Origin of the sequence: Latilactobacillus graminis DSM 20719, from assembly GCF_001436415.1 — a bacterium.
GTDB classification, from domain to species: domain Bacteria; phylum Bacillota; class Bacilli; order Lactobacillales; family Lactobacillaceae; genus Latilactobacillus; species Latilactobacillus graminis.
The window spans coordinates 99087-115347 of the sequence record NZ_AYZB01000003.1; the positions used below are offsets into that span (position 1 = coordinate 99087).

Below are 16261 nucleotides of genomic sequence, written 5' to 3' on the forward strand. Positions count from 1 at the left end.
GGCTTCATAACTGATGCAAATCACACCCATTGATACACGCGTAGGTACTCAAAGTAAATACCGCTTCTCAAACGGCAATACATTGCCCTTGACTGGCACACCCTTTGCAATGAATTATTTCACCGTTCAAAATAACGGGACTGAAGGCAGTTGGTTTTTTGATCCACAATCCAGACGCTTTGAAGGTTTTCGACTCACTCACCAACCGAGTCCTTGGGTGGGCGATTTCCAACATTTACAAATTCTCCCCATTAATCGCATGACGACTCGAATTAACGATTTTGCAGGATCGTTTGACTATCAACGCGCTACTTTTTCACCAAGCCGCATCGCACTTCACGATAATCGCTACCATATTGATAGCGAGCTCACAGCTTCCACATATGGTGCTGTTATTCGTAGTCGTTACGAACAGCATGCGGCCGGCGTTCAATTCGAATTACCCGGTAAGTTTGAATTAACCTTATTTAAACACGATATCGTTGGCTGGATTTCCAACTTCTCCGAATGTGAAGATCCAGATTTTAAAATGTACATTGCATTGCATTTTTCACAAGCGCTTGATTTAGCCGCTACCCATCTTTATACAATCAATTGTGACCCAATCACCGTTACCGAATTAACTCATCTAGCTGGGCAGGACGCACGTTTATGCGTCTTCTTTAATAGTGCTGAGAATGAACTACAACTCGCCACTTCTTTCATCTCAGTTGAACAAGCACAATTAAACCTACAACGACAACTGCCAAAACAATTTGATCAACAGCTGACTGAGGCGAATCAGAGTTGGCATCATTACTTGAACCGCATTGTTGTCGATGATGTGCAACATTCCGAACGCGTCCAGATGTTCTACACGATGCTCTATCGCCTCTTTCTCTTCCCACAAAAGTTCTATGAATTAGATACCCAGCAACAACCCGTCCACTATGATACAAAAGCACGGATGGTCCGTTCAGGCGTACTCTATACCAATAATGGTTTCTGGGACACCTATAAGACTGTCTATCCATTCTATTCAATCATCGCGCCAGAAATTTTAACTGAAATGTTACACGGTTTTTTAAACAGTTATAATGAAACCGGATTCTTACCAAAATGGCTGTCACCTGACGAACGCGGAATGATGCCCGGCACATTAATTGATGCTGTCATCGCCGATGCTGCCAGCAAGAGTCTCCTATCACAAACTGATTTATCGCATTTCCTAGAAGCAATGCTGACTGGCGCCACCGTTCAAAGTCCTGACTCAAAATACGGCCGGCGGGGTACTGAAGACTATCTTAAATACGGATACGTCCCCAATACCCACGACGAAAGTGTCAATCACACGCTTGATTACGCCTACAGTGACTATTGCATCTCGGTTGTCGCAGAGCAGTTAGGCAAGCCCGAATTAGCCCAAAAATACCGGAAAAACGCCCTTAACTATCGGCATTTATTCGATTCAGACACCCAATTTATTCGTGCTAAAGATCCCGCGGGTCATTTCCAAGCCAACTTCTCAGCCACTGAATGGGGTAACGGTTACGCTGAAGGCAGTGCTTGGCAAAACGGGTTTGCCGTCTATCAAGATATCGCTGGACTTGCTCAACTACACGGCGGGCAGCAATCCTTCTATCAAAAGCTTGTCACATTAGTTAATACTCCACCCATTTTCGAAGTCGGGAGTTATGGCTTTGAAATTCACGAAATGACTGAAATGAATGCTTTGAATTTCGGCCAACTCGCCATTTCCAATCAGCCTAGTTTTCACATCCCATATTTATTCACCTATGTTGATCATCCAGAAATGACGCAACTACTGGTTAAACAATTATTAATGACCGCCTTTACAGACCGCCCCGACGGCCTGCCTGGTGATGAAGATAACGGGTCAATGGCTGGCTGGTATGTCCTATCGGCACTTGGCTTTTATCCAGTGACCCCAGGGAGTACCGAATATATTTTGGGTATGCCATTGTTTGACAAGGTAACACTCAAATTACCTGATAATAAACAGTTTGTGATTGAGGCCAAACAAAACGTCGATCATCACTTATTCGTTAAAGACTGGTTAGTCAATCAACAATCCTACACCTTACCATTTATCACGCATCAAACATTAATGGCTGGTGGTACTCTAACTGCTAACTTAGGATTAGCACCTAGTTTGACTAAGCCAACAAAAATGCCATTTTCAATTAGTATCAATAATTAAAAAAAAACGCCCTCTTAAGGACGTTTTTTTAATGCTGGTTACGTTCGATATGAACGATTAGATAGATAAGTTCCTCTTCTGTGATTGTTAATTGATACTTACGATCAATAAATTTTACGATTAAATCCGCAATCTGTGTCGCTTCAGGATATTTCTGTCGTAAGTGTTGATTCATAAAGGCATCACTACCCGTCAGTTGTTGATTACTCAATAATCGTTCCGCAAAAAATTTAATATGCGTTATTAAGCGTTGATAACTAATCGATCCTGTTTGAATTTTATTCTTAACTTGATACCGGATTAAACTAACAACATCATCCACCAATGCGGTCACTTTCATACTATCGTAATCATTAATGCCCTCTTTTTCTGCATTAATAATATGAAAAGCAATATTAGCAATTTCTTCTTTAGGCAAAGTCACGCTAAACTTTTCATTAATTAGCCGGACTGCAAACTCACCAATTCTAAATTCTTCAGGGTAATAATTCTGCACTTCCCAATACAATTTATTCTGAATGTGCATCCCATTCGATAATCGTTGTAGTGCAAAGTTAATATGATCCATTAGTGTAAACGTCAATCCAGCATTTAGTTTTTGCTTCAATTGCTGTCTTGCATATTGATTAATCTGTCCCGTTACTTCGATCACTTCATTCGGCATTTCTTCAAGTAATGCCATGATCTGCTTTAGCTGTGGGGCTGCCACAGGCACAAACCATTGATTGCCAATGTCATCTTCAACTTGCATCCCTGGCTTTTTACCATAACCAATCCCCTTCCCAAGAATGATGAGTTCTGCATCTTGCGCATCTGTTGCCAAGACAACACTTGAATTTAACACTTTCTTGATTGTCAGGTCCATTTACGCAATTCTCCCTTAATTATAAATTAGCACCATTTTCTGAAATTACTTTTTGATACCAATAAAACGAATCTTTTCGGTATCTTTTAAGCGTACCGTTTCCGGCATCATCTTCGTCTACGTAAATAAAGCCATAACGCTTAGACATCTGTGATGTCCCCGCACTAACTAGATCAATTGGCCCCCAACTTGTATAACCCATTAAATCAACACCCATTTCAACAGCTTTTTTCATTTCACTGAGATGTGCTTGGAAATAATCAATGCGATATTGGTCGTTAATCGTACCATCGGCATTTAACGTATCCTGTGCGCCCATCCCATTTTCAACAATCATTAATGGTTTTTGATAGCGATCGTATAACTCTAATAATGAAATACGGAGACCCACAGGATCAACAGACCAGCCCCATTCGGTCGTTTCGAGATAAGGATTCTTGCCACCAACAACTGTATTCCCACTTGTCAATTCCAAGTTAGTCTCATCGCTCGCTGATACCAATGACATGTAATAACTAAATGAGATAAAATCGACTGGATTTGCTTTGATGATTGCTAGGTCTTCATTGGTCATTGTAATTTGAATATGATTGCGTTCAAAAAAGTTTAAGATTAGTGGTGGATAAACACCCTTCACTTGCACATCTGCACAGAAGTAATTCATTGTATTTTTATTAAATGATGCTAATACATCTTCTGGCGCACAGGTATTAGGATAGTCCGTTAACTTAGTTAGCATACAGCCAACTTGACTATCTGGAATCAATTCATGACATAACTTTGTGACCATCGATGATGCAACGAATTGATGATGCAGCGCTTGATATTCATCTTGTTCTAGGTGCTTCGACTGATCGGGAATAATGCCTGCTGAGGTGAACGGATGACGCGTTACACTGTCGATTTCATTAAACGTTAACCAATATTTTACATCTGAGAAGCTCTCAAAACATACCCGACTAAATTTAACAAAATAATCAATTACATCGCGAGAAACCCAACCATTTAGTTTCAAACTTAAGTTGAGCGGCATTTCATAATGCGATAGCGTAATAATCGGCTCGATTTGATATTGTTTTAATGTCGCGATTACATCTTTATAAAAATCAATCCCTGCCTGATTAGGTTTTGCTTCATCCCCGTTTGGAAATAGCCGCGTCCAAGCAATCGATAGCCTAAACGCCTTAAAACCCATTTCTGCAAATAATGCAATATCTTCTTTATAATGATGGTAAAAGTCAATGCCCCGTCGTTTGGGGTAATCAGCAACCGTCTTATCAGCAATTGCTTTTTGAATATTTTCAGTCGTAATTTTAACCTGATTTTGATAATCTTTCACATCAACGTTGGCCTTATACATCGCAACATCGGCAACCGACATTCCCTTACCATCAGTATCCCAAGCACCTTCAATTTGGTTAGCAGCGACCGCGCCACCCCATAAAAAATCATCTCTAAATCCCATTATTTTTACCTCTTCTTTCTTAGATTAAGCCATTACTGGTGGTAAATCAACGCCTTGTTCACTCGAATTAGTCACAATCATCATGACGGTTGGATCAAACCCCGCTGCTTTAATTTGGGCTAAATCAAACTTCAAGAGCACATCGCCTTGTTTAACCGGTTGTCCTGTTTGCACTTGAGCATCAAAATATTTGCCTGCCAACTGTACTGTATCCAGTCCAACATGAAATAATATTTCTGCACCGCCGGCCGTCTTTAACCCCAATGCGTGCTGTGTTTCATACACCATCATGATTTCACCGTCGCTTGGTGCCAGTAATTCACCACTATCTGGGATAACTGCAATCCCATCACCTAAAACACCGCTCGAAAAAACATTATCATTTACTGCTGTTAATGCAATTACTTGACCAGAAATTGGCGTAGCTAATACCTCTGAACCAACAACATGCATTGCTTTTTGACCATTATCTACGGTCGTTTTTTTATCTTGCCATAAGATCAATCCCAATATAAATGAAAGTACAAGCGAGATTGCAAAGCCCCATAAAGCATGTACTAAGTTAGCGGCGTTAGCTTTATCAACAAACAACGTCATACTAGCGAGTCCTGGTCCAACTACTGCAAATGCTTTTAGCCCAACAAACCCAACATATGCCCCACCAACTAAACTGCTGGCCATCACACTAAACATTGCCCGCTTATTCTGTAATGTAATCCCGTAAAGTGCTGGTTCCGTAATACCAAATAAAGCCGAAATACCGGCCGAAATCGCCGTTGCTCGCATTGCTTTATCTTTTGTTTTAATGGCAATTGCAAAGCAAGTGCCACTTTCCGAGATATTATGTGCTAACGAAGCCGGAATATAAAGTAATTCACTTTTAACGCTACTCATGGCTGAGACAACATATGGAATCATTGCCTTATGCATCCCGGTCGCTACCATAAATGGCAAAACCGCTGCTAGTAATGCTGTTGCCACCCACCCAAAATGGCTAAATAAAAATAGGATGACTGCCGTGAACCCTTCACCAAAAATATACCCTGCTGGTCCAAGCACTAATAAAGTAACTGGTACCGCAATTGCCATACATAGTAATGGTACAAAGAAAATCCGAATCGCTTTAGGACAGTATTTAGTAATATATTTTTCTAAAACTGCGTAGAATGATACACATAAAATCGCCGGAAACACTTGTGATGCGTATGTAATGTTCCGGACTGGCAAGCTCATAAATTGCATCCCAGCAGTTAATGCCGTCGTCATATCCGGAAGCAACAATGCAGCGACCGTTGATACTGCTACTAAGACATTAACCTTTAATTTCTGTGCCGTTGTAATCGCCACTAGTATCGGCAAGAAATAAAGGGGAGCGGTTCCAATAAATGTTAAAATTTGATAAGTCGAACTTTTATCACTCATCCACCCTAACATGGCAAACAACATTAATAGCGACTTCAGAATCCCACCACCAGCAATAGCCGGTACTAACGGTTGGAAAATACCAATAATAAAATCAAGTATTACTTGTGTCCATTTTTGTTGATTCTGACCCTGATTAACATCCAGCACACCTAATGTAGCATTTACCGCATCAAACATTTCAACAACATCATTACCAATGATAACTTGGCATTGACCAGTTGCAATGACTGCCCCTAACACACCCGGTATTTTCTTTAAGGCCTTTAAATCAGCCTGATCAAAATTTGCTAATGTAAACCGTAACCGTGTCGAACAATGAATAAGTCCGGTCACGTTTTGTTTACCACCAACTGCTTTAATAATTGCCTTTGCACTTGTTTGATAATCCGTCATGATCATCCCTCCTAGAAATTAAAAAAGGACCCAAAGATACACCCATATCATGGCGTTATCTTCGGATCCTGCCTGCACAACCAGTTACATGTCCATTAAATATATTTAACTTAAATTCATTGTAAGCGTTTTACCCTTGAATGTCAAACCTTTATTTATTTACTTTTATTTATGATAAGGCGATCCCTAACGTAAAACAGATTAATAGTTATTAATCTACCTATTTGTGATACGGACTTACATCACGATTGTAAATTAAGATAGAAACTAGGCTTTTACGTTCAAATTTATATCTTCCAAATCTCATCAAACGCTATACGGGCAAGCTTTTCTGTCCTATTTGTAATATCTTCAGCTGTCCATTCTTCTTTCGTACTGTTATCTTCCAAAAATTTCTTAACAACCATATAATCTGATTCAGCTAATATTTGTTTCTTTTCTTGAAACAGCTTGGCACCCATCTTACTATTTAATTCTTGTCCCAATGGTAATAGATTCCCTATTTGGCCACCATTTTCTACTTTTTCTACTTGCGGAGCAATGTGATCCAGACTCATTTTGTACATTTTTAATTCATTCGTATCTCGATAACTATTTTCAAATTTTCTGAAAATATACTGTATTAATTTTTTATCTCTAGTTACTTCATCTAGAAAAATTAATTTTTCAAATCCATTTTTAAATTGAATATAGGTTGGCTTTTTCTTTCCAATATCTATTCCAAGATCATCAATAATTTTACTCGTATCAGCCTTATTTTTAGCCACTCTAATTTTTTTTGCATATTTTGCCATTAATGATTCAATCCATGATGGATTTCCTTTTGAAAGTTTCACTAAAAAATGCATATTTTCTAGTATACCAAATGCTTTACGAAATTTAGCACCACTAATCAGCCCTCTATTCTCAATCAATGATAAAATTAAAGATCTAGATTGCTTATTATTCAATATGTGCATAAGATCAAGCGCTTGATATATTTCTTTATCATTAAGGTCCGGCCAGTCTTCCAACATTGGAACTGCAATTTTAATATAAACATCCGCAGATTTTTTTAACTTATCTATAAATCCAGTATAGGCTTTTCTATTTTGAGGAATTTCTTTCAAAAATCGTTCATATAGTTTAGATGCTGGAACACCACTGTAATTTGAAATCCAAAAATGCCTATAGAAGTCCCCAATTTTTACCAGCTCTGACCTAGAATATACTTTCTTCCTTAGTGCTTTCCAATCTTCTTTGGTTTTATCAATAGGACTTTCACTGTCTAATGTTTGAAATATTTTATTCTTAATAAGATCTATAGGCTCTAAATCTTTTCCTTTTGCATTTAAGGTTTCAAATATAATATTTGCAGTATCTTTATCTGGTACAATAATTTGAATTACAGATAACGCTAAGAGTTGATCTCTCAGTGCCTTTAAAAGTTCGACATACCCTATATCATTTATATACTTAATTTCTTCTGCATTTCTCTCTTTTTTAAATATCTTTCTTAGTTTCTTTTCACTTAATACATCTTGATAATATTTATATGCATTTAAAAGACGTACCTCTTCTTCAGTTTCAGGATCGCGCTGATCTCTCTTATCAACCTTTGACTGTATACGTGTTTGAAAAAAAGGTTTAGGAGATTCATTTCTAAGTCTAAAAACAGGAGCTCCATCATTATTCTGGAATTCAACATACTCATGAACCTGATCGGATAAAACTTCTTTTTTTTGTTCATCAAATAACTGTGTAAGTACTGAAAATAATATTGTTATAGTTGTCAACCTCTGTTGACCATCAACTACTAACAATTGCTTTGAAGACTGCCTATTATCAACAAGAACTAGAGAACCTATAAAATAATTTCCTACGTCTAGTTTTTTATTATTTCCTATAGCAATATTTGCAACTACATCCTCTAAAAGAGCCAATAATTCATTATCTTCCCAAGAATATTCTCTTTGAAATCTAGGAATTACATACTCTGTCTTAATTGACAATACATCATCAATACTAGTTGGACCTGCAGTCATCTTAATATTTTCAGCCACTTACCATTACTCCTTTTTTAAGTTACCAAGTCAATAAAAGTTTATCATTGACACTTTTATATTGTTTACTTCTCCCACCATTTTGAAGCCTATCTATCATAGATTTACCTACATCTATAACTATATCTCTTTCAAATAACCCTCTAGGTGGTTCAACAACTTCTCCGTCCTTACTTAAACTATTTAAAGATACCATTACTCTTACATTTCTAGCCTTTGCATCTTCAATTTTATCCCATAAATCTTCTAGCAAGAATGCTTGTGCTCCATATAGGATGGTCTGACTATGTGTATATGGTGGATCACAATATATTAAATCACCTTCTCGAGCTCTCAAAAAACTTTCCTCAAAACTCTCTTGTCGAAAATTCGTATTAACGTCTGTTAATATATCATGCCATATATCAACTCTTTGGCTTAATGTTCCTGTTGATATCGGTGTATGTGGCCCGATCGGAGTACTCATAAATCCATCATCTTTTCTGAATCTTATTATTGCAGAATATGCAGACCTAGATACGTAAAAAAAATCTAGCGGATTCCCTGTGTTATTGTACGAATCAATAGCTTTCTGGTATGCTATCTTCCTATCATCTTTAGCCAAATCACTCCAATATGCATATCTATCGACTAACAAATCAGGTGAATTCTTAACAATATTAAAAATATCCACTACTGGAGTCATTATATCTGAACCATTCAATGACTCAAAGTGTTTATTAAATTCATAAACATTAGAAGAGTAATACGCTAAATGTCCTAGAACAGCCCCACTCCCTAAAAATGGTTCATAATAATTTTGAATATCATCAGGCATATATGATATTATTTCATCTGCAAATCTATGTTTATTACCAACCCACTTAAATAGCTGTGGCAATTTCTTTATTTTATTCATCTAAATACCTCTTTACACTTTCTATAGTTTATCATAATTTAGATTAGGTAATTTCTATTTATTTATATTTATTTCCAAAAATATAGAATTTATTATTTTCCATAAAAACCCGATTTCCCGCCATATTTTCAAAAGATGTCATCTTTTATCTGGTCTTTTGATTTTTCTTTATTATGTGATATTTTTTATTTTTTTACGGGTTTTCGGGTTTATTATTAGAATTCCCTTCTATGCTGTTGTTTTCAGAAGCCCCGTAGCAACCCGCTGCGCCTAAACGCGTGGGTGCAGCTGGAGTTCTGATGGTCTTATTATATCTTTGACTAGTCAGTTTAACTGTATAGGCACGCAAAAAGGCACTAGGGCGCTCTTGAAGCGCTGTTAGTGCCTTTTTATTTAGATATGGTGTAAGATTTTTTACAAACTGACTATCGATTGTTAGATTGATGTACAAGAGTCTTTTTTCATTATCGATTTGAATGTTATCAATTAGCGCAACGATTAGTTGCTTAGTCAGCATGATGTCATCACTCTTGAAGATTTGTCCCACCTGTTTCAGTAACCATTGCATATCCAATTTATCTGGCAAATCTTGTAGTCGTTCAATCCCATGCCTAGCACGTTGCATTATGCTTTCATTCTGCTCAATCTCTTTTCTGAGTCGTTCCTGATTCTCTTCAATACCAATACGAGCGTCTGGCATAGTTATCAACATTTTATCTAACTCATTTTGTTGTTTCCTGAGTCTTATTATTTCATTAGTCCAATTATCAATCGATTGCTCCAACTCTCTTTGTTTGATGATTTTGTTGTGCTGAATTGCAGTCATCGTTGCATCCCCCATCTCAATCGTATTCGTAAGCTCGATTAGCCTATTGATTACTAATGTATCAGCGACTTCTTGCGGAATCGAATTAGCATGACAAATCCCTTTTTCCTTTCTAGATAGCGCACAACTATAGTACTTTCTCTCTACACATTCATCTGATTTATTTTTATTGCGGGTTGTAGTCACCGTCATGGGGCCGTCACACTCAGGACATTGAATTAGCCCACTCAGCAGATACTTACTTCGATGGTTCCAGTTTCTTGTCTTTCTTACATTATTGATTTTAGCATTAGCTGCATCCCAAACTGAATCCGCTATTATTGCCTGATGCTGCCCTTCAACAATGATAGGGTTAAGATTTAACCCTTTTCGATGCTTTTTATCCCAATCTTCATAGCGATTATAGACAGACAACCCTTTGAACGTAGGATTGATTAGAATCGTCCTGATTGCGGTTGGTGAAAACTGATTACCTAGCTTTGTTCTGTAACCTTGACTATTCAGCCGGTCTGCTACCGACTGGAAGGTCCCCAGTTCTATATACCAATTATAGATATTTCTTACTGTAGCGGCTTCTTCTTCATTGATGATTAGATTTCGTTTGCCGTCAGCATCACGGGCATTATTATAGCCCAATAGCTGCGTACTATTAGAATAGCCCGTCGATGCCCGTTGTTTCATACCGGCTTTGACGTTCGATGCAATTGTGTTACGTTCCATTTCCGCAAATGAGCCTAGAATTTGTAACATCATTTTCCCTACAATCGTACTTGTATCAAAAGACTCATCAACTGAATAGAAAGCTACATTATTACGCTCAAATTGATCAACAAATACTAACAGGTCCTTTAGATTACGAGCTAATCGCGAGTATTTCCATACAACAACAACATCGAACTTGTTATCCTTGACGTCTTCTAGCATCTGCTTTAGTTGAACTCGTTTTTTCGTTGACTTACCACTTATTCCTCTGTCTGCAATACATGCGCTAATTCGTAACCCGTTTTAGCACAGAATTGTTTAATATTATTGATTTGCGCATCAATCGAATAGCCATTTTCTGCTTGATCAACAGTATTAACACGGACATACGCGACAGCTTTCTTCATATTCTGACTATCCATCCTACCTAGACTCCTTCTGGTTTCAAATCAACCGTAATTTGTTTTTCTGTGATCCAAACATGTTGAATGCTTTATTTTCGTCCACGACAACACTAGTGACATACGTTATTAGTATCGTTTCCACTAGTCTAAGTGCCTCAGCTGATTGAAGCCAATTCCTGACATCTACAAAAGTAGGTATATCGTGATTTTCTTCTATCAATTGCTGCATTTCAGCTTTAGTTATTTTATGGTTTAGATACGCCTGAATAGGGTCATTTTTGACAACCTTGGTTTGCCCCTTCAACTGATTGGCAACTGACTTCGCCTGTATTGCTTTATCTAGAATTGGTTTTAGTTGTGCTTCCAAGTTAGTCGCGTTCATCCTGAACGACGGATGCTTCTTATTGCTACAACTCAAATACTCATGTACTTTCGAACGCCACTTTTGTCGCTCACATGATAGAAAACGCCCACAGACTGGACAAATCACTTTATGTTTGAGGATTGATTGGTTCGGCGTTGGTCTCACTTTTCGTGCTTTATCTGTACGTATTACTTGCACGCGTTGAAAGGATTCTTTTTCAATGATGGCTGGAAACTTATTTTTATCATAGCTATTTTCATCTACCCCAGAATACCGCGGATTGATCAAGATATTTCGAACCGTAGTTGGTTCCATCTTCACCACTTTAGCAATCCGTCGGAATCCGTAACCTAGCAAGTACAAATCATAAATTTGTCGTACAACACTAGCCTCAGATGCCACAATACCTACACAAGCACTATCTTTATTCCAAAAATAGCCATAAGGTACTTTTGAACTAATCACTTGTCCATCACTCATTTTTTGAAAATAAGATTGTTTTTGATTACTGCGAATTGTCTCACGTTCGAACTCTGCCAAAATAGCATACATATGGGCTTGGAATTGCTTCATTTCATAAGTACCACTCGTCTGTTCAGTTATACTAACTACCCGAACATTATGTTCAGCACACTTTTGCATGATAGTCAGAAAATTACTGACATTCCGCGACAAACGACTATATTTGTAGCACAGTACAAGCGTAATTTTCTCCCGCTCAATCAGTTGTAACAACAGCTTCAAACTAGGTCGATTAGTATTACCACCACTCCCAATATCCTGAAGCTCATGTTTGAGAACGATATTCTTATCTTTACGGTAGTCACTAATCAGTTGACTTTGCATAGCCAACGAATAGTGATTGATTTGACTTTGTTTCGTAGTTGAAACACGCATATATGACGCGGCAATTTCAGCCATCATCATCACCTTCTTTTTTAGCGGAAACGTACGCTTCCAATATTACTTTTGATAATAATTCAGTTTCGTTAATCATCGTTAGTTTCCACCTTTACCATCCCCGCTTCAACGGCTTCTTTTCCGAAAATCTGTTCAGCCAACGATTCCTGGTCAAGTAGTTCGTCTGCCTTGGTTTTATACCTTAACCTGATATCAGTTGACAAAGCTGTAAAGTTCTTGACTTCAGACGGCTCAATCTTCAGCCTGTAAAACGTTATCCGACTTTTATTGATGCTTTTTCGACTAGTCAATCGATCGCTTCCTGCAACTAGATGACCACTTTTTTTCCATTTTTTTAGGATAATAGCCGTATCTTCATACTGCAAATCAGTAAGCATTTTCTTCAACTCATTAGCAATGACGTCAACCACTAAATATTCAGTATTGCTAGCGTCAAAGAAACCAATTAGGTTGGCTTCGACATACTGGCCGTCATATTGAATACGTTTTTGATTACTTATTAACGCTTGCATAATGTCGTTAAAAGAACGTTCACCAATATCGGCTGATTGTTTTAATCCACAGTATTCAATCACCAATTCTTGAATTTTTTGGGCATCAATCGCGAAGCCCATGCAATCGTTGATTAATTTAGCTGTCGTTCCGATTACAGCAACTTTATCAGCAATCCGATTTTTAAAGTTAGCGTTTATTAGTTGTTCGTTAGCTATTCGCGCCATTTCATTGAAGGTTGCTTCAACCATATTAATACCACCTTGAATGTCTTGACCAAACACGGCTTCAACAAAATCACGAAGCCACCACCCATTATTTTGAGTGGCAAACTGCTTGATACGATCTGACTGTTCAGCTGAACTAGTCTAATGATCAACTTCAAACTCAAGGGTGCGCGCCAATATACCATCATTTTGACTAGATTTTTCAATGATTGATTGTTCACCAGTTGAAATGACTACTGTTTGCCATCGTTTTTGGGGTCTTATTTCGCCATTTTTATTAGCCCGCGCTTTTTCAAGACCCTGACTAATGTTGTAAAGTAGCGACGTTATATTAGTGCCACGGTAAACTGATAACTCGTCGTAAACTAATGGAATACCAAAGTTGTTATTTAGTTTAATTGTCACAGCGTTTTGGGTATTCATCCAAGAATTGAACAAGCTACCATCCCCTGAAATCGGTCCTGCAACGCTTGCAGCTAGCTGAGCTGTTGTAGTCTTGCCAGATGTTGATTGTCCCTTTAGCGCAAAAATCAACATCCCTATATCGGGTTTGAAACGATTAATAATTGGTACAAGTGCCGCACTCAGTCCCAACACCAGACCCAACTTTAAGTTAACGTTATTTGATAAATCATTATGAATCGGGCAATTTTTATCATTTAATTGATAATGAACCCCTTGCGGCACTAACTGATACTGCGTTGAATCAAGCATAACGTTAGACGAACCAACTATCATAGGCACGATAACCTTATCCATTGCAAAAACTGTTTGATTATTTAACTGCGACCAACCAATAGTCTGGTAAGCTAAATCCGTTTGTAGTAGCTTGCGTTGAGAAATCAAAAATTCGTTAACTTCGTTTTTGTTCTTGGTTGTGATGTCCATTCCAAACTCAGATAGACCTTCAATTTGGCGAGAACCTAGTTGTTCGGCCGGAATTGTAATTGCTTTGACGCCGGATTTTCCGGCATAAAACAACAATTACAATTGTTGCTCCATGGAATCCGCGTCTTGAACTACTTTTTCGATGAAAATGGCATCGCAAACCCTTGTTATCTTTGGTTTGTTGTTAGCAGTGCTATCCTTATAGATAGTAACGCCGCCCAAATGGTAGTCGCTCGGCAACTCGAAATATTGAAAACGGTTTATGTTAGCCATTCTTAATGACCTCCCTTTTGCAACTGTTCTTCAGGAGGACATGTCACTCGCCACATTTTCATAACATGCCCAGTGCTTGTTCGCCTTAGGTACCTGTTAGTTAACAAACCTTTGCGTTTCAACGTATTGAGATGCCCACCAACACTGCCTGCTGGAATTCCTAAATTAGGTGCTAATGAATAGATCTCTCCTGTCGTGAAATCTGAAAATCCGTAATGTTGAAAAATAAACAAAAATAAAACCTCGTATTGCTTTAATGAATTGTACATGATACCGCTCCTTTCAACTTGTCCTAATTACCCGCTGGCTTAGGACTGAATTCAATATACAATGTTTGAAAAGAGTTGTAGTGTACAAAAAAAGTACTACCTTTACGGTGTACTTTATGAATACATTAATCTATTAATTTACTAATTTTGCTTCTACTAAACTTGATTTTATTAGATTCACCTGTAACGATAGCTGATCTATTCGTTCTACGATTTGACGATTATCGTAATCATTAGCAATTGAATTGGCCTCCTCCGGAGATAAAGTACTTAAATCATCAGCTAGTTTCTCTAGTTCGTCCATTATTTCTTCAATTTTCTCCACCATCAATTCAATATCATATTTATCAACAAATCCCTCAGGAACATCTGATGTATCGATATACTCACCTGTTGCAAAACTTTGAAGGTTCACCAGTACCTCAGCCATTGCAGCATCGTATAATCCTAGCTTTTCTCTATCATCAAATCGTTTACTTAGTGTTGTTCCTTCGCCAATCATCGGGCTGAGCAATCCCACTACAAGATTTATTTTACTATCATCAATAGCACGAAGACCGTTGTTAGCAAGCTCGGTTATATATGCTCTATTCGCTTCATTATCTAGTTCTTTCAAAAAATCTTTATTATATTCTTTAAACTTTTTTTGGAATTCATCTACTCTGGCTTTAATAGGTTTACTCAAGTCCTTCAACGCAACATTCTCAGCATTTTCAGGAAATTGATCTAAATATATAGCAGCGACTAATTCTGATAATTTCATTTTTTCTCCTTTAAGTACCATATTCTCTTAATCACTGGCTTCAATGGATGGCTCACACTCCCTTTTTCGTCAACCAGTAGCTTTATGTTTTTATTATCTAACACTGATAATACTTCTTGCAATCGTTTTTTAGCTCTTTTATTCTTCTTAGTGAAAGTGCTTGTTGCCAAAATCACTTCATCTAAGTGAGCGGCCTCCAGACGAATAACTCCGAGTGCCGTTTCTTCTCTTTTGGGGTCACCTCCCGCACCCTTCAAACTAGAAAACACATTGCATAGCACAAAGCCCCCGTACCCAAGCTCATATAAGTTATTCGTAATTTTCATCATCGTCAAGTCACTTTGAATCCCATTCGCTGATGTTGGGTAATTGCTAATAACCATGACTTGTCTCTTTTTCCCATCCCATACACGCTTTACCATGTAACGATTTTGCCCATCCGCTGAAAATTTACTTTCAATTAGCATGGTAGTCTGTTCTGCTTGTTTCATTATTATCTCACTCACCTTTCATGACTTCTGAAATAACTGCTGTTATAGCTATTAGGCATAGTTTTACACAAAAATTCATAACACTTTTTCCTCCTTTATTTTTTTAGCTAAGATATCATCCTGATTTTTATCCGTTATAATAATGACCAAATAACAAATTGATCTTATCTGGGCTTCATAAAAATGAGCCAAAAACTCGCTGGGAAGCTCAATCCCGAATTCATTCTGCACATCAGTTTCATCTTTAGTCAAAATATCGCTTTCAAAACCAACATCAGCAAGAGTCAATGTACAGCCGGTTTTCAATCTAAACATTTCAAGTGCGGTCATATTTACATCAATCAATACTATTC

Annotated in this window: 16 protein-coding genes; 1 reads left to right on the plus strand and 15 read right to left on the minus strand. The window is 37.7% G+C overall.

Annotated elements, in window-relative coordinates; translation table 11 throughout:
• Positions 1-13: 13 nt before the first annotated feature.
• A complete protein-coding gene (locus tag FC90_RS01750) occupies positions 14-2200 on the plus strand; it encodes a GH92 family glycosyl hydrolase (protein WP_057907591.1) in 2187 nt (728 codons plus the stop codon).
• A gap of 28 nt (positions 2201-2228) precedes the next feature.
• On the opposite strand, the gene FC90_RS01755 is transcribed toward FC90_RS01750, so the two are convergent.
• The 15 genes from FC90_RS01755 to FC90_RS01815 form a co-directional block, all read right to left on the minus strand.
• Positions 2229-3065, minus strand: coding sequence for a PRD domain-containing protein (locus FC90_RS01755; protein WP_057907592.1), 837 nt, complete (start codon positions 3063-3065; stop codon positions 2229-2231).
• Between the two features lie 19 nt (positions 3066-3084).
• On the minus strand, positions 3085-4530 hold the full coding sequence (locus tag FC90_RS01760; RefSeq protein WP_057907593.1) for a glycoside hydrolase family 1 protein: 1446 nt from the start codon (positions 4528-4530) through the stop codon (positions 3085-3087).
• A 24-nt stretch (positions 4531-4554) separates the two neighbouring features.
• Positions 4555-6348, minus strand: a complete 1794-nt coding sequence (locus FC90_RS01765; protein ID WP_057907594.1) for a beta-glucoside-specific PTS transporter subunit IIABC — start codon at positions 6346-6348, stop codon at positions 4555-4557.
• A gap of 287 nt (positions 6349-6635) precedes the next feature.
• Positions 6636-8390, minus strand: coding sequence for a DUF262 domain-containing protein (locus FC90_RS01770; protein ID WP_057907595.1), 1755 nt, complete (start codon positions 8388-8390; stop codon positions 6636-6638).
• Positions 8391-8412: 22 nt separating this feature from the next.
• Complete coding sequence (locus FC90_RS01775; RefSeq protein ID WP_057907596.1) at positions 8413-9288, minus strand: DNA adenine methylase; 876 nt, start codon at positions 9286-9288, stop codon at positions 8413-8415.
• 193 nt (positions 9289-9481) lie between these two features.
• Positions 9482-11107, minus strand: coding sequence for a recombinase family protein (locus tag FC90_RS01780; RefSeq protein ID WP_338043104.1), 1626 nt, complete (start codon positions 11105-11107; stop codon positions 9482-9484).
• On the minus strand, positions 11077-11238 hold the full coding sequence (locus tag FC90_RS09170) for a recombinase family protein (protein WP_157053032.1): 162 nt from the start codon (positions 11236-11238) through the stop codon (positions 11077-11079). Before FC90_RS09170 ends, FC90_RS01780 begins: the two co-directional genes overlap by 31 nt.
• A gap of 22 nt (positions 11239-11260) precedes the next feature.
• The gene (locus FC90_RS01785) at positions 11261-12505 is read right to left on the minus strand and encodes a recombinase family protein (RefSeq protein ID WP_057907598.1); all 1245 of its coding nucleotides are present in this window, start codon (positions 12503-12505) and stop codon (positions 11261-11263) included.
• Positions 12506-12573: 68 nt separating this feature from the next.
• Positions 12574-13248: a hypothetical protein gene (locus FC90_RS01790; protein WP_057907599.1), complete on the minus strand. Its 675-nt coding sequence runs from the start codon at positions 13246-13248 to the stop codon at positions 12574-12576.
• 117 nt (positions 13249-13365) lie between these two features.
• Positions 13366-14205 (minus strand): DUF927 domain-containing protein, encoded by an 840-nt coding sequence (locus FC90_RS01795; protein ID WP_162258673.1) that lies wholly within the window; start codon positions 14203-14205, stop codon positions 13366-13368.
• A gap of 3 nt (positions 14206-14208) precedes the next feature.
• Entirely contained in the window at positions 14209-14385 is a 177-nt protein-coding gene (locus FC90_RS09175) for a hypothetical protein (RefSeq protein ID WP_157053033.1), read from the minus strand.
• A 2-nt stretch (positions 14386-14387) separates the two neighbouring features.
• Positions 14388-14654, minus strand: coding sequence for a hypothetical protein (locus tag FC90_RS01800; protein ID WP_057907601.1), 267 nt, complete (start codon positions 14652-14654; stop codon positions 14388-14390).
• A 133-nt stretch (positions 14655-14787) separates the two neighbouring features.
• Positions 14788-15417, minus strand: coding sequence for a hypothetical protein (locus tag FC90_RS01805; RefSeq protein WP_057907602.1), 630 nt, complete (start codon positions 15415-15417; stop codon positions 14788-14790).
• Complete coding sequence (locus FC90_RS01810; RefSeq protein ID WP_057907603.1) at positions 15414-15908, minus strand: DUF1643 domain-containing protein; 495 nt, start codon at positions 15906-15908, stop codon at positions 15414-15416. Before FC90_RS01810 ends, FC90_RS01805 begins: the two co-directional genes overlap by 4 nt.
• Positions 15909-15983: 75 nt before the next feature.
• Positions 15984-16253 carry a hypothetical protein gene (locus FC90_RS01815; RefSeq protein ID WP_057907604.1) on the minus strand — a complete coding sequence of 90 codons (270 nt, stop codon included), beginning with the start codon at positions 16251-16253 and terminating at the stop codon, positions 15984-15986.
• Between the last annotated feature and the right edge of the window lie 8 nt (positions 16254-16261).